This is a genomic window from Bacillus sp. AF62, from assembly GCF_050312695.1.
Taxonomy (GTDB): domain Bacteria; phylum Bacillota; class Bacilli; order Bacillales; family Bacillaceae_G; genus Bacillus_A; species Bacillus_A cereus.
The window spans coordinates 158152-181520 of record NZ_JBNPJZ010000101.1 but is presented as its reverse complement, the minus strand read 5'-3'; the positions used below and the strand labels follow the sequence as shown (position 1 = coordinate 181520).

Sequence of the window (23369 nt, the reverse complement as noted above, 5' to 3'; positions counted from 1 at the left end):
TTTACTTAATCCAGTTCCAGCGGCTAGAATCTCCGGTCATTTCACTCTCTCACTCGAAGCAAAGAGCGCTTCAAGGTCGAGAGTTCCAATGTCCTGCGATTCTGAGCGAGCCGCTTCCACCTTTTACTTAATAACCAAGTTCGGTTTTTTATTTAAGCTATGACGACCATCTACAAAGCGAACTGTACCTGATTTTGCACGCATAACAAGAGATTGCGTTGTTCCTACGCTACCTTTAAATTGAACACCACGTAATAGTTCACCATCTGTTACACCTGTTGCTGCAAAGATTGCATCGTCACCTTTTACTAAGTCCTCCATACGAAGGATACGATTAATGTCTTCTATGCCCATTTTTTTACAACGTGCTAATTCAGCTTCGTTTTGTGGCAATAGTTTTCCGTGAATTTCTCCACCTAAACATTTTAAAGCAACTGCTGCTAATACACCTTCAGGTGCTCCACCAGATCCAAATAGAATATCTACACCTGTACGGTCAAACGCTGTATTAATTGCTCCAGCTACATCTCCATCGTTAATTAATTTAATACGAGCACCAGCCTTACGAATTTCTTCGATAATTGCTTGGTGACGTGGACGGTTTAAAACTGTTGCTACAACATCTTCAATGTCTTTATTTTTCGCTTTCGCAACTGCACGTAAGTTATCAATAATAGGCGCATCAATGTCGACTGCCCCAACTGCTTCTGGGCCAACCGCGATTTTATCCATGTACATGTCAGGAGCATGTAACAAATTACCGTGGTCTGCAATTGCAATAACAGCAAGAGCATTCCAGCCACCAGCTGCTACGATGTTTGTCCCTTCTAAAGGATCAACCGCAACGTCTACACGTGGTCCATATCCTGTACCTAATTTCTCTCCGATATATAGCATTGGTGCTTCATCCATCTCACCTTCACCAATTACGACTGTACCTTTCATCGGAATTGTATCAAATACATCACGCATAGCTGATGTTGCTGCACCGTCTGCCTCATCCTTTTTCCCGCGCCCCATCCAACGCGCTGATGATAATGCTGCAGCCTCTGTTACACGTACTAACTCCATAGATAAACTTCTTTCCACAATAATCCCTCTCCTTTAAGTCTTTATATTTCTGCCGTATTTTGTGAACCGTGTTTTTCTATAAAGTGTACTTCCGCAAGTAGTGATACTTCCCCCTTACGGAAGTATCACTTATGCGTTCTTCATCTCTTCAATTTCTTGTTTTGTCATTTGTTCTCGCCAAATGTTTGCTCCAAGCCCTTTAAGCTTGTCCACTATATTCTCATAACCTCGATCAATATGCTCAAGTCCTGTTACTTCTGTAATTCCATCTGCCATTAACCCTGCAATAACAAGTGCTGCTCCCGCTCGTAAATCACTCGCCTTCACTTTTGCACCTTGCAGTAACACAGGACCAGTTACAATTGCCGAACGACCTTCTACTTTAATTTGAGCATTCATACGACGTAATTCATCAATGTGTTTGAAACGGGCACCGTAAATTGTATCTGTTACAACTCCCGTCCCGTGCGCCTTTGTTAAAAGCGTCGTAAACGGCTGTTGTAAATCTGTTGGAAAACCTGGATATACAAGCGTTTTGATATCAACTACTTTTAACTTTCTATTACCGTTCACTGTAATTTGATCATCATTCGTTTCAACTTGAACACCAGCTTCTCTTAGCTTAGCAGTAACTGATTCTAAATGCTGAGGAATAACGTTATCAACCGTTACTTCTCCTCCTGATGCAGCTCCTAGAATCATATACGTACCAGCTTCAATACGATCTGGGATGATAGTATGGTGACAACCATGTAAAGAGTCCACACCATCTATTCGGATTACATCTGTACCAGCACCTTTAATACGTGCTCCCATGCTTGTTAACAATGTAGCTACATCAATAATCTCGGGCTCTTTCGCTGCATTTTCAATAACAGTTCTACCTTTTGCTCGTACAGCTGCTAGCATAATATTAATCGTAGCCCCCACACTAACAACATCTAAATAAATACGTGCTCCATGTAGTTCATCTGCTCTTAAATAGATGGCACCTTGTTCATTTGTAACATGTGCACCTAGCGCTTCAAACCCTTTAATATGCTGATCAATCGGCCTCGGTCCTAAGTGACATCCACCCGGAAGCCCAATAACAGCTTTTTTAAAACGGCCAAGCATCGCACCCATTAAATAATAAGAAGCGCGCAATTTTTTCACTTTTCCATTTGGCAAAGGCATTGCAACCATGTTAGAAGGATCGACTACCATCTCTTCCTCCTGTCCATAAGTTACTTTCCCTCCAATTTCCTCTAGTAAGTCGCCTAACATTTTCACGTCCGAAATATTAGGGACACCACCAATAGTTACTGGAGTATCTGCTAAAATTGTCGCTGGAATTAATGCAACAGCACTGTTCTTTGCACCGCTTACTCGAATTGTTCCATTTAAAGCTCTTCCGCCTTCAATTAGCAATTTTTCCATATTGAGCTCCCTTCTTGTGAATGTATTTACTTTCTATCTTTTTATAGAAAGCTCCCCTTAAGAATCTCAATTACTCTTTCCATCCCAAAACTCAATAAATAGGAAACCATTATCTCTATTTCCCCTGTAGCACGAATAGATAAAGATCAACTATTCATCGAATTCACTTTATCAATTTAGATACGTTATCACATTTATTAATAGGACTATGCACATTATTTTCTATTTAAAAACCAAAAATGATAAAATCTTTCGACTTGTTCACGCTTTCATTATACAACGAAAGGAAACCGTCTAAAAGACTAGACGGTTTCCAAAACGGAATTTTATTCTTACGCTTTACCGTTAGAACCGAACTCACGCATTTTACCAGCAACAGTTGCTTTAATAGCGTCGCGGCCAGGTCCAATAAATTTACGAGGATCGTAAACTTCTTGGTCTTTGTTTAATACTTCACGAACAGCTTTTGTAAACTCGATTTGGTTCTCAGTGTTTACGTTGATTTTTGAAGTACCTAAAGAGATAGCTTTTACGATATCAGCAGTTGGGATACCAGTACCACCGTGTAATACTAAAGGTACGCCAGTGAAGTCACGAACTTGTTCCATTTCAGCGAATCCTAAGTTAGGCTCACCTTTGTAAGGACCGTGTACAGAACCTAAAGCTGGAGCTAGGCAATCGATACCTGTTGCTTCAACAAGGTGCTTACACTCTGCTGGGTCAGCGTAAATTACGCCTTCAGCGATTACGTCGTCTTCTTGTCCGCCAACTGTTCCAAGCTCAGCTTCAACAGATACGTTACGAGCGTGTGCGTATTCTACTACTTGTTTAGTAGTTTCAACGTTTTCTTCGAATGGGTGGTGAGAAGCGTCGATCATTACAGATGTGAAACCTGCATCGATTGCTTCTTTACATTTTTCGAAGCTTGAACCATGGTCAAGGTGAATCGCTACAGGAACAGTGATGTTCATTTCTTCGATTAAAGCTTTAACCATAGCTACAACTGTTTTGAAACCAGTCATATGACGAGCTGCACCCTCAGATACACCTAGGATTACAGGAGATTTTTCTTCTTCCGCAGCAGCTAAGATAGCTTGAGTCCACTCTAAGTTGTTCATGTTGAATTGACCAACTGCGTATTTTCCTTCTAGTGCTTTGTTTAGCATTTCTTTCATAGAAACTAAAGGCATGGTGAATCCTCCTAAAAAACGTTTTTTGTATCCGATAAGTTCTTATCGCTGGTAGTATGACCAGAATAAGGTAAAATATGTATATCTACATACCGGACTTTTTTCTACACTCAATAGGATAACAACTTGTACTCAAAAACTCAACCGTATTCACCTGCACAATAGTCCATGTAAACGCTTTTTTCCATATTTTTTATAAAAAATTCATTTTTACGCCTCTACAGCGAGCTCATTTCTCACAGCTTGACGAATTTCATCAATATCAAATGGTTTAGCAAAATGCATTAAAGCTCCTAAATCTTTTGCTTCTTGGATCATATCAAGCTCTCCATAAGCAGTCATTAAAATGACTTTAATACTCTCATCAATTTCTTTTACATGCTTTAAAATCTCTATACCATCCATGCCTGGAATTTTCATATCTAACACTACTAAATCTGGATTATCTTTTTTCACGATATCTAAAGCTTGAAATCCATTCGCTGCTTGGAATGTCTGATAACCTTCTTTTTGGAACACTTCATGTAATAACACACGAATCCCATATTGATCATCAACAATTAAAATTTTACCTTCCATAATTCCCAACCTTTCTGTGTAAGTACAAGATTTAAAGCTTCTTATATCTTAACGATTTATTTTCGCTATTCTTTGGCAAATTCCTTCCTATTCTTTCTTATTTTACCGTTTCCTATTTTGTTATGCTACCCTACGATTTCACCTTTCTAAAAAAATAAACTATAATGAAAGCCGGCAAACACGTACGAAGGGAGTAACATTATGTTAAAAATTTTTTCAACTCAATTAAGTGGTTATTTCTCCAGAGTTTCTCAAAAAGAGGAAATGAATATAGAAGATAGTGCTCGTTTACTTGCTCAAGCACTAGTTGGCGATGGTTTCATTTATTTATATGGTACAAATGAAATGGAGGGCGTTGTTGCCGAAGCACTATTCGGTGCTGAACCAATGAAGCAAGCAAAACGCTTATTTGAAAATGGTAAAGAAGCAGAAGTAACCTCTGCGGATCGTGTACTTCTTATTAGCCGTTTTTCAACAGATGAAGCGGTTGTAGAAATTGCAAAAAAACTACAAGAAGAGGGACACTCTATTGTCGGCATTTCTGCTCTTCAAGAAGGTACGGAATCACTGGAACAATATACAGACGTACATATTGATACAAAACTGTTAAAAGGTCTTATTCCAGACGATGAAGGTAATCGCTACGGGTTCCCAAGCTTAATAGTAGCTTTATTTGCTTATCACGGAATCAAATTTACAATCGATGAAATGTTAAACGAATATTAAAAAAAGCGCCGTCACTTTAAAGTGGCGGCGCTTTTTTTATTACTTGCTCTCTTTATTCGTAATAGAAGCTCTTACGAAGTCATGGAACAATGGTTGTGGACGGTTTGGACGAGAAACAAGTTCTGGGTGGAACTGTGCTGCCACGAACCAAGGGTGGTCTTTTAATTCAATGATTTCAACTAGACGGCCGTCTGGGCTTGTACCAGAGAATACGAATCCTTCTTTTTCCATATCCGGACGGAACTGGTTGTTGAACTCATAACGATGACGATGACGCTCATATACAACCGGCTCATTATAAGCATTGTAAGCATTTGTTTCTTCAGCAAGCTTACATGGGTATAGACCAAGACGAAGTGTACCACCTAAGTCCTCTACATCTTTTTGTTCTGGTAATAAGTCAATGATTGCATATGGCGTATCAGGATTGATTTCAGAAGAGTTAGCACCTTCTAAACCTAATACATTACGTGCGAATTCGATTGATGCAAGTTGCATACCTAAGCAAATTCCTAAGAATGGAACTTTGTTTTCACGAGCATATTGAATCGCAACGATTTTACCTTCTACACCACGATCGCCGAAGCCACCTGGTACAAGGATACCATCTGTATCGCCAACTAATTCTTTTACATTTTCTGCTGTTACGTGCTCAGCATTTACCCATTTTACTTCTACATCTGTGTCGAATGAGTAACCAGCATGACGAAGTGCTTCTACAACAGAAATATATGCATCTTGAAGTTCTACATATTTACCAACAAGAGCGATTTTTGTTTTCTTAGAAAGGTTACGTACTTTGTTAACTAGCGCAGTCCACTCTGTCATATCTGCAGCTGGATTGTCTAATTTTAAGTGATCACAAACGATTTGGTCCATGTTTTGTTCTTGAAGAGATAATGGAACCGCATATAAAGTATCTGCATCGCGAGCTTCGATAACTGCTTTTGTATCGATGTCACAGAATAATGCAAGCTTGTCTTTCATATCTTGAGAAACAGGAAATTCTGTACGAACAACGATAATGTTTGGTTGAATACCTAAGCTACGAAGTTCTTTAACGCTATGTTGCGTTGGTTTTGTTTTCATTTCACCCGCTGCTTTTAAGTACGGGATTAACGTACAGTGAATGTACATTACATTGTCACGACCGATGTCGCTCTTAATTTGACGGATTGCTTCTAAGAATGGTAGAGACTCGATATCACCAACAGTTCCACCGATTTCTGTAATAACAACATCCGCATTTGTTTCACGGCCAGAACGATATACGCGCTCTTTAATTTCGTTAGTAATGTGAGGAATAACTTGAACTGTTCCTCCTAGATATTCACCGCGACGCTCTTTTTGAAGAACTGAAGAGTAAATTTTACCTGTTGTTACGTTGCTGTATTTGTTTAAGTTAATGTCGATAAAACGCTCATAGTGACCAAGGTCTAAGTCAGTTTCTGCGCCATCATCTGTTACGAATACCTCACCGTGTTGGTATGGGCTCATAGTCCCTGGGTCTACGTTAATGTATGGATCAAACTTTTGAATCGTTACATTTAAACCACGATTTTTTAAAAGTCTTCCAAGAGATGCTGCTGTAATACCTTTCCCTAAAGACGATACTACACCGCCTGTTACAAAAATATACTTAGTCATGAAAAAGCTCCCTTCTATTTTGCTGTTATATAATCACCGTTGCAAAGCGCAACGTATGTAGATAACACTGTATCCATCTTATTGTTAGACTCTTTTTATTTTCTAAACAAAAAACAAAAAAGAAAATTGCTCCCCTCATCACATAAAGTAACAAGTAGGGAGCAATTTTCTTTTATATTTACACTTTAAAAGTATTATCGTCCTTTTTTAAAGAGCCCAAAAATGATTCTACATGGACGATAATGAAAAGTCAAGAACTACAGTTCTTCCTCTTCTTCTTCTTCAGTTTCATCATACTCAAGTTCTTCTTCAGCGAAGTCGTCGTCTTCATCCTCTTCTAAATCATCAAGATCGTCGTCATCTCCGTCTTCATCTTCAAGAACCTTGTCCAAATCTTCTACATCATCTTCTTCGTCTACATTTCCGTCTGCATCGTCAAAGTCATCTTCATCTTCTTCAATGTAGTCGTCAAAACCGTCTTCTTCAACTTTACGTTTCTTCTTCGGTTTTGGCTGCGGTAAGATTTCTTCATCAATTTGCTCATATGGGTACCAGCTGCGTAGTCCCCAACGATTTTCTCCTAAATTAATGAAACGTCCATCGATGTTTAAGTCTGTATAAAATTGTGCGAGTTTCGCATTAACTTGCTCTTGAGATAGTCCCAGCACTTGAGCGATTTCTTGAACCAACTCGTTGAATGTCGTTGCTTGTCTTTTATCCCCTAAAACGCTATGTACAACTTCAATCATTGAACATTCTTTTAGCTCTTCTGGTGAATATTGCTTAAAATTCACTTATGCGGCACTTCCTTTCATCAAATATAACCTTATATATAACGGTCTGCCTAAAAAAATCCATACTATTCATTATAAACAAAAGTCGCACAAATATGCTACAAAAAAAACGGGAAACTTTTATATGGTAATAAAATTAATAATTTGTCTGTTCCTTATTTCGGAAGCATATGGGCACCTTGCAACACATACCTAATTTGCATTTCTGTATATTCTTCGAGCGTATACAGTTTTTGCAGTGCCCAACGTCTAAACCCCCACATTTGTCCTTGTATAAAAATATTATGTGCAAGAAGCTGTATTTCTTTTTTATTTAATATAAATGTTCCATTTTCCGTACACTGTTCTAAAATATCCTCAAACATTCCTACCATTTGAAACTCTTTTTCTAATACATATGGGAGAGATTCTTTCGGTAAAAAACGTACTTCTTGATACATAATTAATACTTCTTCTTGTAATTCGTCCATCACTTTAAAGTAATTCGTTATCGCTACCTTTAAACTTTCTATACTCCCTTTTTCTGTACATACTACTTCCTCTAATCGTTCTTTTACATGTTCATATATACTATCACAAACTAAATACAAAACATCATCTTTTGTACGAATGTACTCATAAAGTGTCCCTATACTAAATCCAGCCGCTTTTGCAATCTCTCTCGTTGTTGTACGCGGAAATCCTTTTTGTTTAAACAGTTGCACCGCACCTTTAATCATTTGTTCACGTCTTAACGCAACTAATTTTTCATCTTTCACCGATGCATGTACATTATGTTTAACCATTCCCTTCACCTCTCTCTATTATTTTTTGGAAGGAAAAAGCGTAGGAGAATACCTACGCTTTCGTTCCTACTTCGTTAACATACGAGAAATTACAAGCCTCTGAATCTCTTGTGTTCCTTCATATATTTGTGTAATCTTTGCATCTCGCATATAACGCTCTACTGGATAATCTTTCGTATAACCGTAACCACCAAATACTTGCACCGCTTCAGTCGTCACCTTCATCGCTGTATCCCCTGCAAATACTTTTGACATCGCTGATTCTTTTCCATACGGAAGCCCTTCTGATTCAAGCCAAGCCGCTTGATATGTCAAAAGGCGTGCCGCTTCTACATCTGTTGCCATATCCGCAAGTTTAAAGCCAATCCCTTGCTGCGCCGCAATTGGTTTTCCAAATTGATGGCGCTCCCTTGCATATTCTACAGAAGCATCTAAAGCCCCTTGTGCAATACCAACAGCTTGCGCCGCAATACCGTTACGACCTCCATCTAATGTTTGCATCGCAACTTTAAATCCTTGCCCCTCTTCTCCAAGTAGATTCTCTACCGGAATACGGCAATCTTCAAACATAATTTCAGTCGTTGGTGAAGAGCGAATCCCTAGCTTGCTCTCCTTCTTCCCAACTGAAAATCCCGGTGTATCACTTTCTACAATAAATGCACTCGTACCGCGCTGCTTCGATTCAGGATCAGTTAGCGCAAAAACAACATAAATATCAGCAATACCGCCATTTGTAATGAAAATTTTTGATCCATTTAAAATATAATGGTCGCCATCTCTCTTTGCGATTGTCTTCATTCCACCAGCATCCGATCCAGATGCTGGCTCCGTTAAGCCGTATGCACCAATTTTCTTCCCTTCAGCCATCGGTCGTAAAAACTTTTGCTTTTGTTCTTCTGTCCCAAATTTAAAAATTGGCCATCCTGCAAGTGAAGTATGCGCAGATAGTGTTACACCTGTTGAAGCACAAACTCGAGATAATTCTTCAATCGCAATTACGTACGCTAAGTAATCGCTTCCAATTCCGCCGTACTCTTCAGGCCATGGAATACCGGTTAAACCAAGCTCTGCCATTTGATCAAATAACTCTCGATCAAATCGCTCTTCCTCATCACGCTCAGCTGCTGTTGGTGCTACTTCATTTTTAGCAAAATCTCGAACCATTTTTCTTATCATTTCATGTTCTTCTGATAGTTTAAAATGCATCTCCGTCTCCCCCTCGCCCTTTTATAAAGCACGGCTAATAACAAGTTTCTGTATTTCACTTGTTCCTTCATATATTTGCGTGATTTTCGCATCACGGAAAAATCGTTCTACTGGATATTCTTTCGTATAACCGTAACCACCAAATACTTGCACCGCCTCAATCGCGACTTCAACCGCTGTCTTAGAAGCAAATAATTTCGCAATAGATGCTTCTTTACCGCATGGTAATCCTTGTGCCCTAAGAGACGCCGCTCTATATACGAGTAACCTTGCTGCTTCGACACTTGTTGCCATATCTGCAAGCTTGAAGCCAATCCCTTGCTGCGCCGCAATTGGTTTCCCAAATTGTTCTCGTTCTTTTGCATAATCAATCGCACATGCAAGCGCCGCTTCAGCAATTCCTAACGCCTGTGCACCGATTCCAATTCGCCCAACATCTAAATTCGCCATCGCCACCTTGAATCCTTGTCCTTCTTCCCCAAGTAAATTCTCCGCTGACACTTTCATATCTTCAAAAGTAAGTTGTACTGTACGAGAACCAAGGAGCCCCATCTTATGTTCATCTTTTCCGATGATTAAACCAGGTGTATCTTTCTCTACTATAAATGCAGAAATACCACTTTTCCCTGCCTCTGGATTTGTAGAAGCGAATACAATGTATGTACTTGCTTCACCACCATTTGTAATAAACACTTTCGATCCATTAATAATATAATGATCGCCTTTTTTGACAGCTCTTGATTTCAAACTCCCTGCATCTGATCCTGCATTTGGCTCTGTTAAAGCAAATGCGCCTAAATATTCCCCGGTTGCAAGTTTAGAAACATATTTTTTCTTCTGTTCTTCTGTTCCGAAATATAAAATCGGATTCATTCCAACTGACGTATGTACAGCTAAAATTACACCAACTGTTGCACTTACCTTTGAGATTTCCTCAATTGCTAGAATATAAGAAATAAAATCCATTTCTGCCCCGCCGTATTTTGCAGGTGCTGGAATACCCATTAATCCAAGATCACCCATCTTTTGCAAAATCTCTTTCGGGAACACCCCTTGTTCCATACTAGGAACAAAGGGAGCTATTTCCTTCTGTGCAAAATCCCGAACCATTTTCCTCATCATTTGCTGCTCTTCATTAAAACGAAAGTTCATATATTCCGCCTCCATTTGCTATATATCCTTTAAATAATTTGGTAAGACCACTATTTTGTAACAAAAGGGGCATTTATTCGTAAACGTAGAATCCACGACCTGTTTTACGCCCTAACCATCCTGCATTCACATACTTACGTAATAACGGACATGGGCGATATTTACTATCTCCTAATCCTTCATGCAACACTTCCATAATGTATAAACACGTATCTAAACCGATAAAATCAGCGAGTGTCAAAGGCCCCATCGGATGGTTCATACCAAGCTTCATGACCTCATCAATTGCTTCTTTCGTCGCTACACCTTCATATAACGTATAAATTGCTTCGTTAATCATCGGTAGCAAAATGCGGTTTGATACAAAACCTGGGAAATCATTTACTTCAACTGGTACTTTCCCAATTTTTTTCGTAATATCTTCAATTGCTTCATATACTGCATCATCTGTAGCCAAACCACGAATAATCTCAACAAGCTTCATAACTGGAACTGGATTCATAAAGTGCATGCCGATTACTTTTTCCGGACGCTTCGTTACCGCTGCAATTTCTGTAATTGGCAGAGATGACGTATTTGTCGCTAAAATTGCGTGTTCTGGAGCAATTTCATCTAGATTCGCAAAGATTTTCTTTTTAATATCCATTTTCTCAACAGCTGCTTCAATAATAAGATCCGCTTCTTTCACACAATCTAAATCAAGCGTTACTGTAAGACGATTTAATGTCGCTTCCTTCTCTTCTTCCTTCATGCGTCCTTTTTCTACTTGGCGCGCTAAATTTTTCGTAATGATAGCCAATCCTCTATCTAATTGCTCTTGTTTTAAATCTTGTACCTTCACGTCATACCCTGCCATTGCACATACTTGTGCAATTCCTGATCCCATTTGCCCTGCACCAATTACAACAATGTTTTGTACACCCATTTTTTCTTCCCCCTTAATTGTTAATAAATTTTATACCCTCGAACTTTAATTAGTGAACTTCAATCATCACTGCGTCTCCTTGACCGCCACCGCTACAAATCGAAGCAATTCCAATTCCGCCGCCGCGCTGCTTAAGTGCATGGATTAGTGTTACGATAATACGCGCTCCGCTTGCTCCAATTGGATGTCCCATCGCCACTGCGCCGCCATTTACATTCAATTTTTCTGGATCGATTCCTGCGATTTCTGTACTTGCAATTGCTACTGCTGCAAATGCTTCATTAATCTCGAATAAATCTATGTCTTCAATTGTCTTGCCTGTTTTTTCAAGCAATGCGTTAATTGCATAACCTGGCGTTCTTGGGAAATCTTTAGATTCCACTGCAATTGCTGTATGCGCCAAAATTGTCGCTAATGGCTTTCTTCCTTCTTGCTTCGCTCTGTCTTCGCTCATTAACACAAGTGCGGCACCACCATCGTTTAGTCCTGGCGCATTACCAGCTGTCACTGCCGCTTCCTTATCAAATACAGGTTTTAACTTTGCTAACTTTTCAATCGTTGTATCTTCACGTGGCGCCTCATCCTTTGCAACGACAATAGGATCGCCTTTTCTTTGCGGGATCGTTACTGGCACGATCTCCTCTTCAAAACGTCCTTCTTTATGCGCTGAAACCGCACGCTGATGGCTACGATATGCCCATTCATCTTGTGCTTCGCGAGAAATTCCATCTTCCTTCGCAACTTCTCCGCCATAAACACCCATGTGTGTACCTGAAAATGCGCATGTTAAACCGTCAGCAACGTTTAAATCAATAACTTCGTTGTTGCCCATTCTGTATCCCCATCTTGCTCCGCGTAAAATGTAAGGACTGTTACTCATCGACTCCATACCGCCAGCTACAATCAGTGATTGATCGCCAGTACGAATAATTTGATCCGCTAACGTAACCGCACGAAGTCCTGATGCACAAACTTTATTCACTGTTTCCGTCTGCACTTCCCAAGGGATTCCAGCAGCCCTTGCAGCTTGACGCGATGGAATTTGCCCCTGTCCCCCCTGAATAACCGTTCCAAATATAACTTCTTCAACATCACTAGCCGCAACATTTGCTCTTTCAAGCGCTGCTTTAATTGCAATTCCTCCAAGTTCCGTCGCTTTTACATCTTTTAAAGATCCTCCAAATTTTCCAACTGGTGTTCTTGCAGCACTTAAAATAACTGTTTTACTCATGTTTCTTTCCCCCATTTCTTTTTTTAACACTGAGCGCTCGCTCGGTATCCCTACGTTGAGAAGAGGTGCAATCATTGCACCTCTTTCTAAAGTTGTATACATTCTTATAAACTACATCGCTTCTTTTTTCTGTCCGATAACAGATCGTTCTAAAATCTCTGTCACATCAAGAGTTTGAACTTTCTCTTCTACCTCTTTCGCTTTCGTTCCATCACTGATCATCGTTAAGCAATATGGACAACCTGTACCGATAATGGATGGCTGTACAGCTAATGCTTGTTCTGTACGAGCAACGTTAATACGAGAACCTGTTGTTTCTTCCATCCACATTAAGCCACCACCTGCGCCACAGCACATTCCAGTTTCACGGTTACGTGCCATTTCTACAAGATTCACTCCAGGAATCGCTTTCAAAATATCACGTGGCGCTTCGTACACTTCGTTGTATCTTCCTAAATAACAGGAATCATGGTACGTAACTGTTTCTTCAATAGCGTGAACAGGCTTTAAGCGTCCTTCTTTCACCCACTGAGCTAACAATTCTGTATGATGATAGACTTCTGCTTGCAAGCCAAAGTCCGGATACTCATTTTTAAATGTGTTATAAGCATGAGGATCAATCGTAACGATTTTCTTCACTCCTGCCTTTTCAAATTCTTCGATATTCTTTGTCGCCATCTCTTGGAATACAAATTCATTTCCAAGGCGGCGTGGTGTATCTCCAGAATTCTTTTCTTTATTACCGAGAATTGCGAATGAAATGCCTGCTTCGTTCATTAACTTCGCAAACGATATCGCAATCTTCTGACTACGATTGTCGTATGATCCCATTGAACCAACCCAGAATAAATACTCGAATTCCTCCCCAGCTTTTGATTTTTCTTTTACAGTTGGAACTGTTACTTCGTCATCACCTTGGCGCCATGTTTCACGCTCTTTACGGTTCAGACCCCACGGATTCCCTTGACGCTCGATATTTGTCATCGCGCGTTGTGCTTCCGCGTCCATTTTCCCTTCTGTTAAAACGAGATATCGACGTAAATCAATAATTTTGTCAACATGCTCATTCATAACTGGACATTGATCTTCACAGTTACGACACGTTGTACATGCCCAAATCTCTTCTTCTGTAATAACATCTCCGATTAAACTCGGATCGTAAGCGAGAGTTGTAGCCGCTGATTCTTGTTGTCCTTTTCCAGCTGCCATCATCGCTAACTGATTTCCTTGTGTATTATTGAAGGCAACTACTGGAACCCACGGTGCTTTTGATGTTACCGCAGCTCCTTTATCAGTTAAATGATCACGAAGTTTTAAAATTAAGTCCATCGGCGATAACATTTTTCCTGTTCCTGTTGCCGGACACATATTTGTACAACGACCACACTCTACACAAGCGTATAAGTCAATAAGTTGATTTTGTCTAAAGTCTTCAATTTTACCAACACCAAATGTTTCTTGTGTTTCATCTTCAAAATCAATCTTTTCAAGCTTTCCTGGGTTTGAAAGACGACCGAAGAATACATTAGCTGGTCCCGCAATTAAATGCGCATGTTTTGATTGTGGAACATAGACTAAAAATGTTAACAAAATTAGTAAATGCACCCACCAAGAAAAATAGAACACTGAAATAGCTACGGTTTCATTTATCCCGCTAAAAACGTAAGCGATTGCAGAAGCGATTGGTTCACTCCATGAAAGCTCCTCGCCATGCCATATAAGTCCCATACCGTTACCAAGTAGCACAGAAATCATTAAGCCACCGATAAAGATAAGAACAAGACCTGATTTGAAGTTACGTTTTAAACGAACAAGCTTTTCTACATAACGTCTATGAAAAGCCCAAAATACTGCAATTAAAATAACAAGTGTGACAATTTCCTGGAAGAATGTAAATGCAGGGTATAGTGGTCCAAGTGGAAGATGTGATCCTGGTGCGAGTCCTTTCCAAACGAAGTCAATTGCTCCAAATTGGACAAGAATAAATCCGTAAAAGAACATAACGTGAATGATGCCGCTTTTCTTATCTTTCAGCAGCTTTTTCTGACCGAAAACATTGACCTTAAGGAGATCCCAACGCTCTTTAAAACGACGGTCAAATTCAATTTTTTTTCCTAATTGTATGTAGGCCATTCTCGTCCGTATAAGATATACAAACAAATATCCTGCATAAGCAATAACAGCAATGGCAGCCAGCCAATTAATGATCAGTAAGCTATTCATTTTTATGCTACCCCTCTCTTTGTAAGCCCTCTTTCTTTTTTGAATCTTCAAAAATATATAATTTTCTGAATTATATCCCCTATCCCATTATATAATGAGTGAGCATTCAGTCAACAGTTTTTTGTTATAGAACAACACATTTTTTCATAAAGCTGTTTATTTCGGTGAAACTATAAAGTGAAACTTTAATCAGTAGGGCTTTTACGGACAGTTGATTTCCAAACTAACTTCTACTTATCCACCAGTTTTTGAGGTGGAGGCTTACTGCCCGTTAAAACGGGATAAAGTGAAACTTTAATCAGTGCAACATACTATCATCTGATGAAATTTATAATAACAGCCGTGCTACCCGTATCATTTGTAACACACTGAAGGTGAAAAGAATGCGAAGGAGGGAATTCACTGATGCTCTACTTATCTCTTTTGTTAATATCCGTTGCTCTTTGGATTACAATTGATTTTTCATACGGGAGATTTCTTCATTTAAAACGGGTAAGCTCTCGCACTTTCCCTTTACGTCAAAGTGATTTTCACCTTTATACATACGGGAAAGATTTGTATGACGCTTTATTTACTGATATAAAACAAGCACAGCACCACATTCATATTTTATTCTTCATTGTAAAAAACGATAAAATCAGTCGTGAATTTTTAAATTTGCTGATTGATAAGGCTCAGGAAGGAATTGAAGTACGACTTTTACTTGATCGATTTGGCAGCCATTCTTTATCAAACGAAGCTATTCGCTCCCTCCGAAAACATGGTGTATCTTTTTCATTTTGTCATAAGGTAAAATTTCCTCTGCTTTTCTTTTCTGCCAATCAAAGAAACCATAGAAAAATTACAGTGATTGATGGGAAAACTGGCTATATCGGGGGATTTAATATCGGCGAAGAGTATCTGGGGCATAATGAATATTTAGGATTATGGCGAGACTATCATTTACGTCTTACAGGAGAAGGGGTTCAAGATTTACAAAAGCAATTTTTGCATGACTGGTTTGATGATACGAAACAGGATTTATTGAATGCTTCTCTTTATTTTCCAAAACAAAACCCAGGTACCATACTGCATCAATTTATTCCGACTGATGGTGCTTATTTACAGCATACTTTTTTACATTTAATTAACGGAGCAAAAAAAGAAATCTGTATCGGTACACCATATTTCATTCCTGGAAAAAAAATTATGAATGCCTTATTAAAAGCAAGAGAAAGAGGGGTTCAAATCACAATTCTTGTTCCAGAAAAAGCTGATCACCCTCTCGTTCGAGAAGCAAAATTCCCATACTGCCGAAAATTAATACAGGCTGGTTGCAATATTTATGCATTTCAACAAGGTTTTTTTCACGCCAAAATTATTATAGTGGATGATGATATTTGTGATATCGGAACAGCAAACTTTGATATGAGAAGTTTATATATTAACCATGAAATAAACTGCCTGTTATATAGTAAACATTTCGTTCAAACAGTAAAAAATAAATTCCATGAAGACCTAAAGAATGCATCCATACTTTCCTATAGCGATGTAAACCCAACTTCTCTTATCGATAGAGGAAAGGAATGGATTGGAACAATGCTTGCTTTCTTTTTATAGGAAAGACAATGAATAAAAGAGGTGTATCTTATATGATTATGCGGTTTGGATATGTCTCACATGCAATGGCACTCTGGGACTGTTCTCCTGCCAAAACAATGACGTTTACAAGCTTTAAGAAACTCAGCAAGCAAGAGCGAGAAGACAAACTGTACCATGTTATAAGGCAAAATTTAGAGCACACAATACGTATCCTACATTACAATATAGCGCATGAAATCCCACTATATCGCCTATCGTCTTCAATCGTCCCACTTGCAACACATCCCGAAGTCGAGTTTGACTATATTGGGGTATTCACACCACTTTGGCGTAAAATAGGAGCTTTAATTAAAGAACACAATTTACGAATAAGTTTTCATCCAAATCAATTTACGCTATTTACAAGCGACAAGCCACATATTACTACTAACGCTATTACGGATATGACTTATCATTATAAAGTATTAGATGCTATAGGCATTGCAGATTCCTCTTACATTAATATTCATGTAGGTGGAGCCTATGGAAATAAAGAAAAGGCAATTGAGCGCTTCCATGAAAACATAAAAAAACTTCCTGCACATATAAAAAAACAAATGACTCTTGAAAACGATGATAAAACATATACAACTTCTGAAACTTTATCAATTTGCCAAAAAGAAAATATCCCATTTGTATTTGATTATCATCATCATATGGCCAATCTTTGCGAGGAACCACTAGAAGAGTTGCTTCCTGCAATTTTTGAAACTTGGTCACATACAAATATCTCTCCTAAAGTTCACATTTCCTCTCCGAGATCGGAAAAAGAATTTAGGGCTCATGCTGAATATATCGATTTAGAGTTTATCAAGCCCTTCTTACACGTTGCAAAAAAAAACAATCATAATTTCGATATTATGATTGAAAGTAAACAAAAAGACTTAGCACTATTCCAATTAATAGATGAACTTTCTGCTATAAGAGGAATTAAAAGAATAAGTGGTGCAAAGTTACAGTGGTAAATTGTAACTTTGCACCATTTTTTCAAAAAAGTAATTTTTATAGTAAAAAACATCCTATTTTATATGCTATTATTTAAATTAGCATTCCCCCGAGATTCAACTTTATTGAAACGGAGTCATAATATGATTAGTCAAAAAAAGTATGTACAATTTGTTATAATATACATATCTATATTCGCTCTTTGGATACTATTTATTCCAAATGAGTCGCATATAAAGGAAATTGGGATTCTTTTCTTATTCTGTTTCGCTGCACTTTTTTCTTGCCACTGTTTATATAAAGCTATTAAGAAAATGAAACGCAGTGATAAACTATTTTGGATTTTATTACTATGTACTTGCCTATGTGGATTAATTATGGAGATAACCCTATTTCTTAGTTCACTTTCCATACATGATCAATCTATATTTTCATATAAAGCATTGCCTTTTTTTATCATACAATATATTTTGCTCTTTGTTGGATTTGCTATAAAGTTTATAAAGAATTACTCTATTAAGGGGCTTTCGGAATTTTCATTCGATAGCATCTTTATTATTATTATGAACATTTATTTCACCTTAACTTTTATCTTAGATCTTTCAAGTTTCCGCATGTTAACAAAGGATACTTGGATTTTAATTGGGTATTTCATTGCACAATCATTAGTAATTTACGCCGTTATTAGCCTATATAGAAGAGAACAATATTCTTCTAGTAGAATCGCATTAATTATCGGCTTCACTATTATACTCATATACGGTTATATTCATCTGTTTCAATTGAACTTTGGGATGAAAACTTCTGCTGAAATTAATTATTTAATACACACTGCTTCTATTTTATTAATTGGACTTTCTTCCATACTATATATTTTAGATAAACCAATGCAGCATGAAACGAAAACAAAATATTATCGATTCGATTATGTACGTTTTATACTACCTTATTTTAGTATAATTATTACTTTTTCTTTTATTATCATTCAACCTTGGGATGATAAGTTCATGTTAATCGGTCTCGTATTATCACTTATTTTGTTATTCTTGCGGCAACTTTACATGTGGAAAGATAATCAAGCACTAATCCATACATATGAACAGTTGACTACACAACTAGAGGATGAAGTTGAAGAAGGTGCATTTGCATTATCAAAAAGTGAACAACGTTATAAATCTTTATTCGAAGATCATCCCGATGCCGTTTTCTCTTTAAATATGAATGGCATTTTTCAACACTCTAATAAGGCATGCGAAAGCTTATTTACTGCCTATTATTGCGAAGTGGCAAGCTATTCTCTGGTACACTTCATTGATTCAAAAGACCACGAACTACTAAAGAAGGCTTTACAAATTACAAAGGAAGGTAGGCCACAAACGTTAGAAGTTCGTACAAAAGAACAAGAAGGCTATTATTATTATCTCCATATTACACTTATCCCTACTTTTATAAACAAAGAAGTGGTCGGAATGTTTGGGATAGCGCGTGATATTACCACTTTATATGAAAAACAAAAACAAGTAGAACATTTAGCCTTTCACGATGCACTTACTGGATTACCAAATCGCCGAAAGTTCGAAAAAGATTTAAAAGCCATTTTAAATACAGCCCAAACTAGCGCAAATGATGTCGCCGTCATATTCCTTGATTTAGATCGATTTAAAAAAATTAACGATAGACTTGGTCATGACGTCGGAGATTTATTATTAATTGAAGTAGCAAAAAGATTACGCGGTTGCTTGCGTTCAAAAGATGTCGTCGCTCGCCAAGGTGGAGATGAATTTACCATTCTATTACCAGAAATGTACTCAGAAAAAAGTGCAATTTTTATAGCTGAACAGATTTTAACTATTTTAAACAAACCATTCTTCATTCAAGGCGAAGAACTCTCTATTACACCAAGTATCGGAATTGCGATGTATCCTGATTACGGAACTGATGTAAATGAGTTAATGAAAAATGCTGATATGGCTATGTACCGTGCGAAGGCAAATGGAAAAAACAGATTTGTTTTCTTCTCAAAAGAAATGAGTATCGCTCAAAATGAAATTCAATTCTTAGAAGGTGAACTTTCAAAAGCATTACAACAAAATGAATTTTTCCTTGAATACCAGCCACAAGTAAGCACAAAAACAAAACAAATTATCGGTTTTGAAGCATTAATACGTTGGAAGCATCCAAAACTCGGCATCGTATCTCCAGCCCAATTTATCCCTCTAGCAGAGGAAACTGGTTTTATTATTGAACTTGGTAATTGGATTTTACGTACTGCCTGTTTAGAGGCAAAAAGATGGCATAATCAAGGTTTTTCTCACTTAAAAGTTGGTGTGAATTTATCTGTTGTTCAATTTAACCATGCAGATTTAATCTCAACTATTTCAAAGGTGTTGGAAGAAACAGAACTGAAACCAGAAGCACTAGATATTGAAATTACGGAAAGCATCGCAATTAATCAAAATCAATCTGTAGTTGCAAAACTAGAACAGCTTCAAAATCTCGGCATTCAAATTTCAATCGATGACTTTGGAACTGGTTATAGTTCTTTAGCTTATTTAACAAAATATCCAATTAACACATTAAAAATTGCTCGAGAGTTTATTTGTGGAATTACAACTAGCCCTTTAGAAGAAGCAATTGTCTCTTCAATTATTACACTATCAAAAGAACTAAATTTAGAAGTGATTGCAGAAGGTGTAGAAACGGAAGAAGAATGGGAATTTTTACATAGACAAAATTGTGATCACATTCAAGGATTCTTTATTAGCAAACCTGTTTCTAGTAAAGACGTTTGGATGTTACTCCATAAAAAAACAACCGACTAAATAAGGCGGTTGTTTTTTAAAACTCAAAAGGTAAATCTGCAGCTACTTGTACCTCTTGATCATTATGAGAAATTATTTGACTTTTCTCTAATGCTGTATCACCTAATGAAATACCCCATGCCATTGCTAACGTTAATAAACTACCAATAAGTAATTTCTTCATATTCCATCACCCACATTTTTTACTTTTAATATATCATGAAAATTTATTCACATTGTATGCAATTATGCATATCCACTTTTTAGGTTGTTTATCTGCTGATTTTATTTACAAGCGCTTCTTTATATGCATGCATTTCTAATATATCAAAAAAGAAACTTGCCTTCTTATATGCATCTTCAATCTCTGCCTCTTCATACTCCAACTTCCTTAGGCATTCACCTCTTTGATAATATAGCTGTCCAATTAATGCCATACTATTAATTCGGCATGATATTTCAATTGCTTTATTTACTTGATAAAGTGATTCTTCATATCGACTATCTAAGTATAATGCTTTTGCATGATTATACCTTACCTTCACGTCAAATTCTTCATTATCATGCAATGCCTCTAATTGTTTTAATATTTGTTCAAATAAATCAATACCCTTCTTCAAATAGCCATTTTCAGCATAAATGTTTGCAATTGCGTTTTCAATATAAAGATTCTGATATACATCTATTCCTGTCAATTGTTGATTGAGCAATTTCTTTAATTCTAAAATACAATATTCGTAATCGACTTTTTTCAATACGTAAGCAGCTACATAATATTGCCATTGAAGAAATTGCTGGAATTCAGGATGATATTCTTCCTTTTTCAGCTCATTCCATACTTTATTATAAATTTCTTTATATCTTTTTTGCTTACAAAGCATAATGACTTGATCTTTAAACTGTTTTTTTCTTTCAATATCCGAATAAATGAGTACCTCATAAAAATGAATAATGGGAATTTGTAATTTTGCTGCAATACCTTGCAATATATCCATACTTGGGTATACTGCACCCGATTCAATTCTGCTTACTTCCGATTGATGACATATGTTCTCGGATAACTGTTTTTGTGTTAATCCTCTCAACACTCTAATTTTCTTAATTTCACTTCCTAATTTCTCTGCTTGCATACTTACTCACCATCCCATTATAACAATCTAATTTTTTAAGTTGTCATACCACTACAATAATGTGAATTCGACAATTTTTGATATGAAATAATGCATAATATATATAAAATTCGGCAAATTTTTCATACAATTCATCTCACATATAATAATAGATTAGGAGTGTTATAGATGAATTATAGAAAACTTGCCAGTGCTTTCGTTACATTCGGTCTTCTTTATCCTTTATCAACAGAAGCTATTCATGCTCAAAAATTGGACAAAAGTGAAGTAAAAGTTGAAATCGCTCAGCCTGGTTTAACAATCGGGAAATTAACACAACCTCAAAATGATACGAAAGAAAATATTGCTAAAAAGTATTTAAAAGGTGAGGTAAACGGGGCTAAAGCTCAACAAGAACAAGTCACTACTGAAAAAAATGTAGATTTCCAACCTACAAATAAAGAAACCAAAGAAAATCAAACCGAAGTTCGCCTTGCACAAACATATAAAAACTATAAAGTATATGGCCAAGATCTCATTGTAAAAGTAGATAAAAATGGAGTGATCACAACTGTTAGTGGTAAAGTTGTTCAAAATTTAAATCAACAACCTAATCTTACTATAACAAATTTTTTGTCGAAAAATGAAGTAAAATCTAAATTACGCGATATAGTTCAAATTCCAAGTGATGCAGCTGAGACGGAATTCTCTAGCGAAACCGTTGTTTATAAGAAAAAAGATGGCTATTATACATTCGCAACTGTTATTACATTTACTTATGAAAACAATGAACAAATTATAAACGGCAATGCTATCGTTGATCTAAAAACTGGCGAAGTACTTTTCCAAGAAAAATTCATTAAAAACAAAGAGAATAAGACTATAAATCAAGGAACATCACCTAGATTATCCCCTGCAAGTGAGCAAGGAACTGGGAAAAATGCACTTCAAGAAAACATCTCTTTCAATATTGCCAAAGGAACTGATGGAAAATTTTATTTAGCCGATTTATCACGCGGAAATGGTATTTATATTTATAATGCAAACTACGCCGATTCCCTCGGGGGATATAGTCAAGCTGGTTATCCAGGGACACTAATTTCAAGTAGCACTCCTAATTTTGCAGATAAAGAAGCCGCGGGCGCTATGAAGAACATGAGTGATATTTATGATTACTTTAAGAAAGAACATAATCTAAAAAGTTACGACAATAAAGATTCAAAAGTTGTTGCTAGTGTACACGGTTTTGATTCTACTGAAGTTAGTGATGGTTTAAAAGAAGACTATGTAAATGCATTTTGGCATCCTGCTTGGAACCAAATGGTATTTGGTGATGGTTTAGACGGAAAACTAACATCAGCTCTTGATGTAACAGCTCATGAATTTGGACATGCTGTATTCAGTGGCACGACAAAAAATAAAGTCGTGAGATATCCAAGCGCTGAAACATCTGCACTAAACGAGGGATTAGCAGATTTCTGGGGTACACAAATCGAATATTACGTAAAGAAAGATAAAGGAAACTGGATTATGGGCGATACATTAGGTGGCCTAACAATTCGTGATATCCCAAGGGAAATTGGTGACGGCGGCCATAAACTATATACAAATTTACAAGATTTCTATAACGATGGTAATAATCAAGAATCACACGTAAATTCTGGTATTATTAGTCACGTATTATATCAATTAGCTGAAGGTAAAACATATAACGGTGTTGCTGTTCAAAAACAAGGTAATGAAAAAGTAAGTAAAGTTGTTATGCGTGCATTGCAAAATTACGCAACTTCCGCTGAAGACTTTGAATCACTTCAATCTCACATCGTACAAGCTGCAAAGGATCTATATGGCACTGCCGTATCAAATGAATTTGCAAAGGCATTTGAAGCACATGGTTACAAGTCATTACAAAAAGTAAATCAAGTAATAGAAGTAAAATAAGTATA

Annotated in this window: 19 protein-coding genes; 5 read left to right on the top strand and 14 right to left on the bottom strand. The window is 37.1% G+C overall.

Annotated features, from left to right (window positions below):
- Nucleotides 1-123: 123 nt before the first annotated feature.
- The 4 genes from glpX to spo0F form a co-directional block, all read right to left on the bottom strand.
- Nucleotides 124-1089 (bottom strand): class II fructose-bisphosphatase, encoded by a 966-nt coding sequence (glpX, locus tag ACQRBL_RS27150; RefSeq protein WP_000442336.1) that lies wholly within the window; start codon nt 1087-1089, stop codon nt 124-126.
- A 111-nt stretch (nt 1090-1200) separates the two neighbouring features.
- Nucleotides 1201-2490, bottom strand: coding sequence for a UDP-N-acetylglucosamine 1-carboxyvinyltransferase (murA, locus tag ACQRBL_RS27145; protein ID WP_000413248.1), 1290 nt, complete (start codon nt 2488-2490; stop codon nt 1201-1203).
- A gap of 332 nt (nt 2491-2822) precedes the next feature.
- Nucleotides 2823-3680 (bottom strand): class II fructose-bisphosphate aldolase, encoded by an 858-nt coding sequence (locus tag ACQRBL_RS27140; RefSeq protein WP_001131856.1) that lies wholly within the window; start codon nt 3678-3680, stop codon nt 2823-2825.
- Between the two features lie 210 nt (nt 3681-3890).
- Entirely contained in the window at nt 3891-4259 is a 369-nt protein-coding gene (gene spo0F / locus ACQRBL_RS27135; protein ID WP_000398594.1) for a sporulation initiation phosphotransferase Spo0F, read from the bottom strand.
- Nucleotides 4260-4460: 201 nt separating this feature from the next.
- Here spo0F and ACQRBL_RS27130 point away from each other — a divergent pair, with 201 nt between their 5' ends.
- A complete protein-coding gene (locus tag ACQRBL_RS27130) occupies nt 4461-4985 on the top strand; it encodes a DUF2529 domain-containing protein (protein ID WP_000912413.1) in 525 nt (174 codons plus the stop codon).
- Between the two features lie 39 nt (nt 4986-5024).
- Here the strand turns inward: ACQRBL_RS27130 and pyrG are convergent, their stop codons facing one another.
- The 8 genes from pyrG to ACQRBL_RS27090 form a co-directional block, all read right to left on the bottom strand.
- Entirely contained in the window at nt 5025-6632 is a 1608-nt protein-coding gene (gene pyrG / locus ACQRBL_RS27125; RefSeq protein ID WP_411995838.1) for a CTP synthase, read from the bottom strand.
- 257 nt (nt 6633-6889) lie between these two features.
- Entirely contained in the window at nt 6890-7426 is a 537-nt protein-coding gene (rpoE, locus tag ACQRBL_RS27120; protein WP_023523567.1) for a DNA-directed RNA polymerase subunit delta, read from the bottom strand.
- A gap of 155 nt (nt 7427-7581) precedes the next feature.
- Nucleotides 7582-8211: a TetR/AcrR family transcriptional regulator gene (locus ACQRBL_RS27115; protein WP_000238601.1), complete on the bottom strand. Its 630-nt coding sequence runs from the start codon at nt 8209-8211 to the stop codon at nt 7582-7584.
- Nucleotides 8212-8277: 66 nt separating this feature from the next.
- The gene (acdA, locus tag ACQRBL_RS27110; RefSeq protein ID WP_000545539.1) at nt 8278-9417 is read right to left on the bottom strand and encodes an acyl-CoA dehydrogenase AcdA; all 1140 of its coding nucleotides are present in this window, start codon (nt 9415-9417) and stop codon (nt 8278-8280) included.
- A gap of 21 nt (nt 9418-9438) precedes the next feature.
- Nucleotides 9439-10569 (bottom strand): acyl-CoA dehydrogenase, encoded by a 1131-nt coding sequence (locus tag ACQRBL_RS27105; protein ID WP_411995839.1) that lies wholly within the window; start codon nt 10567-10569, stop codon nt 9439-9441.
- A gap of 73 nt (nt 10570-10642) precedes the next feature.
- Nucleotides 10643-11494 carry a 3-hydroxybutyryl-CoA dehydrogenase gene (locus ACQRBL_RS27100; RefSeq protein ID WP_000538874.1) on the bottom strand — a complete coding sequence of 284 codons (852 nt, stop codon included), beginning with the start codon at nt 11492-11494 and terminating at the stop codon, nt 10643-10645.
- A gap of 49 nt (nt 11495-11543) precedes the next feature.
- The gene (locus ACQRBL_RS27095) at nt 11544-12827 is read right to left on the bottom strand and encodes an acetyl-CoA C-acetyltransferase (protein WP_120459809.1); all 1284 of its coding nucleotides are present in this window, start codon (nt 12825-12827) and stop codon (nt 11544-11546) included.
- Between the two features lie 9 nt (nt 12828-12836).
- Nucleotides 12837-14948 (bottom strand): heterodisulfide reductase-related iron-sulfur binding cluster, encoded by a 2112-nt coding sequence (locus ACQRBL_RS27090; protein WP_001086772.1) that lies wholly within the window; start codon nt 14946-14948, stop codon nt 12837-12839.
- Between the two features lie 405 nt (nt 14949-15353).
- Here ACQRBL_RS27090 and cls point away from each other — a divergent pair, with 405 nt between their 5' ends.
- The 3 genes from cls to ACQRBL_RS27075 all read left to right on the top strand — a co-directional run bounded on the left by cls (nt 15354) and on the right by ACQRBL_RS27075 (nt 20335).
- Complete coding sequence (gene cls / locus ACQRBL_RS27085) at nt 15354-16547, top strand: cardiolipin synthase (protein ID WP_097961430.1); 1194 nt, start codon at nt 15354-15356, stop codon at nt 16545-16547.
- 32 nt (nt 16548-16579) lie between these two features.
- A complete protein-coding gene (gene uvsE / locus ACQRBL_RS27080; protein ID WP_100910598.1) occupies nt 16580-17533 on the top strand; it encodes a UV DNA damage repair endonuclease UvsE in 954 nt (317 codons plus the stop codon).
- Nucleotides 17534-17656: 123 nt separating this feature from the next.
- Nucleotides 17657-20335, top strand: a complete 2679-nt coding sequence (locus ACQRBL_RS27075; protein WP_411995840.1) for a DUF4084 domain-containing protein — start codon at nt 17657-17659, stop codon at nt 20333-20335.
- 16 nt (nt 20336-20351) lie between these two features.
- Here the strand turns inward: ACQRBL_RS27075 and ACQRBL_RS27070 are convergent, their stop codons facing one another.
- Together ACQRBL_RS27070 and ACQRBL_RS27065 are read right to left on the bottom strand one after the other, a co-directional pair.
- Nucleotides 20352-20498 carry a quorum-sensing peptide PapR gene (locus tag ACQRBL_RS27070; RefSeq protein ID WP_016079631.1) on the bottom strand — a complete coding sequence of 49 codons (147 nt, stop codon included), beginning with the start codon at nt 20496-20498 and terminating at the stop codon, nt 20352-20354.
- An 88-nt stretch (nt 20499-20586) separates the two neighbouring features.
- Entirely contained in the window at nt 20587-21444 is an 858-nt protein-coding gene (locus ACQRBL_RS27065) for a helix-turn-helix domain-containing protein (protein WP_001147494.1), read from the bottom strand.
- A gap of 168 nt (nt 21445-21612) precedes the next feature.
- Between ACQRBL_RS27065 and ACQRBL_RS27060 the strand changes: the two genes are divergently transcribed.
- Nucleotides 21613-23364 carry a M4 family metallopeptidase gene (locus ACQRBL_RS27060; protein ID WP_078994092.1) on the top strand — a complete coding sequence of 584 codons (1752 nt, stop codon included), beginning with the start codon at nt 21613-21615 and terminating at the stop codon, nt 23362-23364.
- Nucleotides 23365-23369 lie beyond the last annotated feature (5 nt).

Bases quoted from the DNA above. Each gene is read 5' to 3' on its own strand.
- uvsE (WP_100910598.1), top strand. From the start codon at position 16,580: ATGATTATGCGGTTTGGATATGTCTCACATGCAATGGCACTCTGGGAC.
- ACQRBL_RS27065 (WP_001147494.1), bottom strand. From the start codon at position 21,444: ATGCAAGCAGAGAAATTAGGAAGTGAAATTAAGAAAATTAGAGTGTTG.
- ACQRBL_RS27060 (WP_078994092.1), top strand. From the start codon at position 21,613: ATGAATTATAGAAAACTTGCCAGTGCTTTCGTTACATTCGGTCTTCTT.
- ACQRBL_RS27130 (WP_000912413.1), top strand. From the start codon at position 4,461: ATGTTAAAAATTTTTTCAACTCAATTAAGTGGTTATTTCTCCAGAGTT.
- ACQRBL_RS27105 (WP_411995839.1), bottom strand. From the start codon at position 10,569: ATGAACTTTCGTTTTAATGAAGAGCAGCAAATGATGAGGAAAATGGTT.
- spo0F (WP_000398594.1), bottom strand. From the start codon at position 4,259: ATGGAAGGTAAAATTTTAATTGTTGATGATCAATATGGGATTCGTGTG.
- ACQRBL_RS27115 (WP_000238601.1), bottom strand. From the start codon at position 8,211: ATGGTTAAACATAATGTACATGCATCGGTGAAAGATGAAAAATTAGTT.
- cls (WP_097961430.1), top strand. From the start codon at position 15,354: ATGCTCTACTTATCTCTTTTGTTAATATCCGTTGCTCTTTGGATTACA.
- acdA (WP_000545539.1), bottom strand. From the start codon at position 9,417: ATGCATTTTAAACTATCAGAAGAACATGAAATGATAAGAAAAATGGTT.
- ACQRBL_RS27090 (WP_001086772.1), bottom strand. From the start codon at position 14,948: ATGAATAGCTTACTGATCATTAATTGGCTGGCTGCCATTGCTGTTATT.
- ACQRBL_RS27095 (WP_120459809.1), bottom strand. From the start codon at position 12,827: ATGTATACAACTTTAGAAAGAGGTGCAATGATTGCACCTCTTCTCAAC.
- ACQRBL_RS27075 (WP_411995840.1), top strand. From the start codon at position 17,657: ATGATTAGTCAAAAAAAGTATGTACAATTTGTTATAATATACATATCT.
- ACQRBL_RS27100 (WP_000538874.1), bottom strand. From the start codon at position 11,494: ATGGGTGTACAAAACATTGTTGTAATTGGTGCAGGGCAAATGGGATCA.
- ACQRBL_RS27070 (WP_016079631.1), bottom strand. From the start codon at position 20,498: ATGAAGAAATTACTTATTGGTAGTTTATTAACGTTAGCAATGGCATGG.
- ACQRBL_RS27140 (WP_001131856.1), bottom strand. From the start codon at position 3,680: ATGCCTTTAGTTTCTATGAAAGAAATGCTAAACAAAGCACTAGAAGGA.
- pyrG (WP_411995838.1), bottom strand. From the start codon at position 6,632: ATGACTAAGTATATTTTTGTAACAGGCGGTGTAGTATCGTCTTTAGGG.
- murA (WP_000413248.1), bottom strand. From the start codon at position 2,490: ATGGAAAAATTGCTAATTGAAGGCGGAAGAGCTTTAAATGGAACAATT.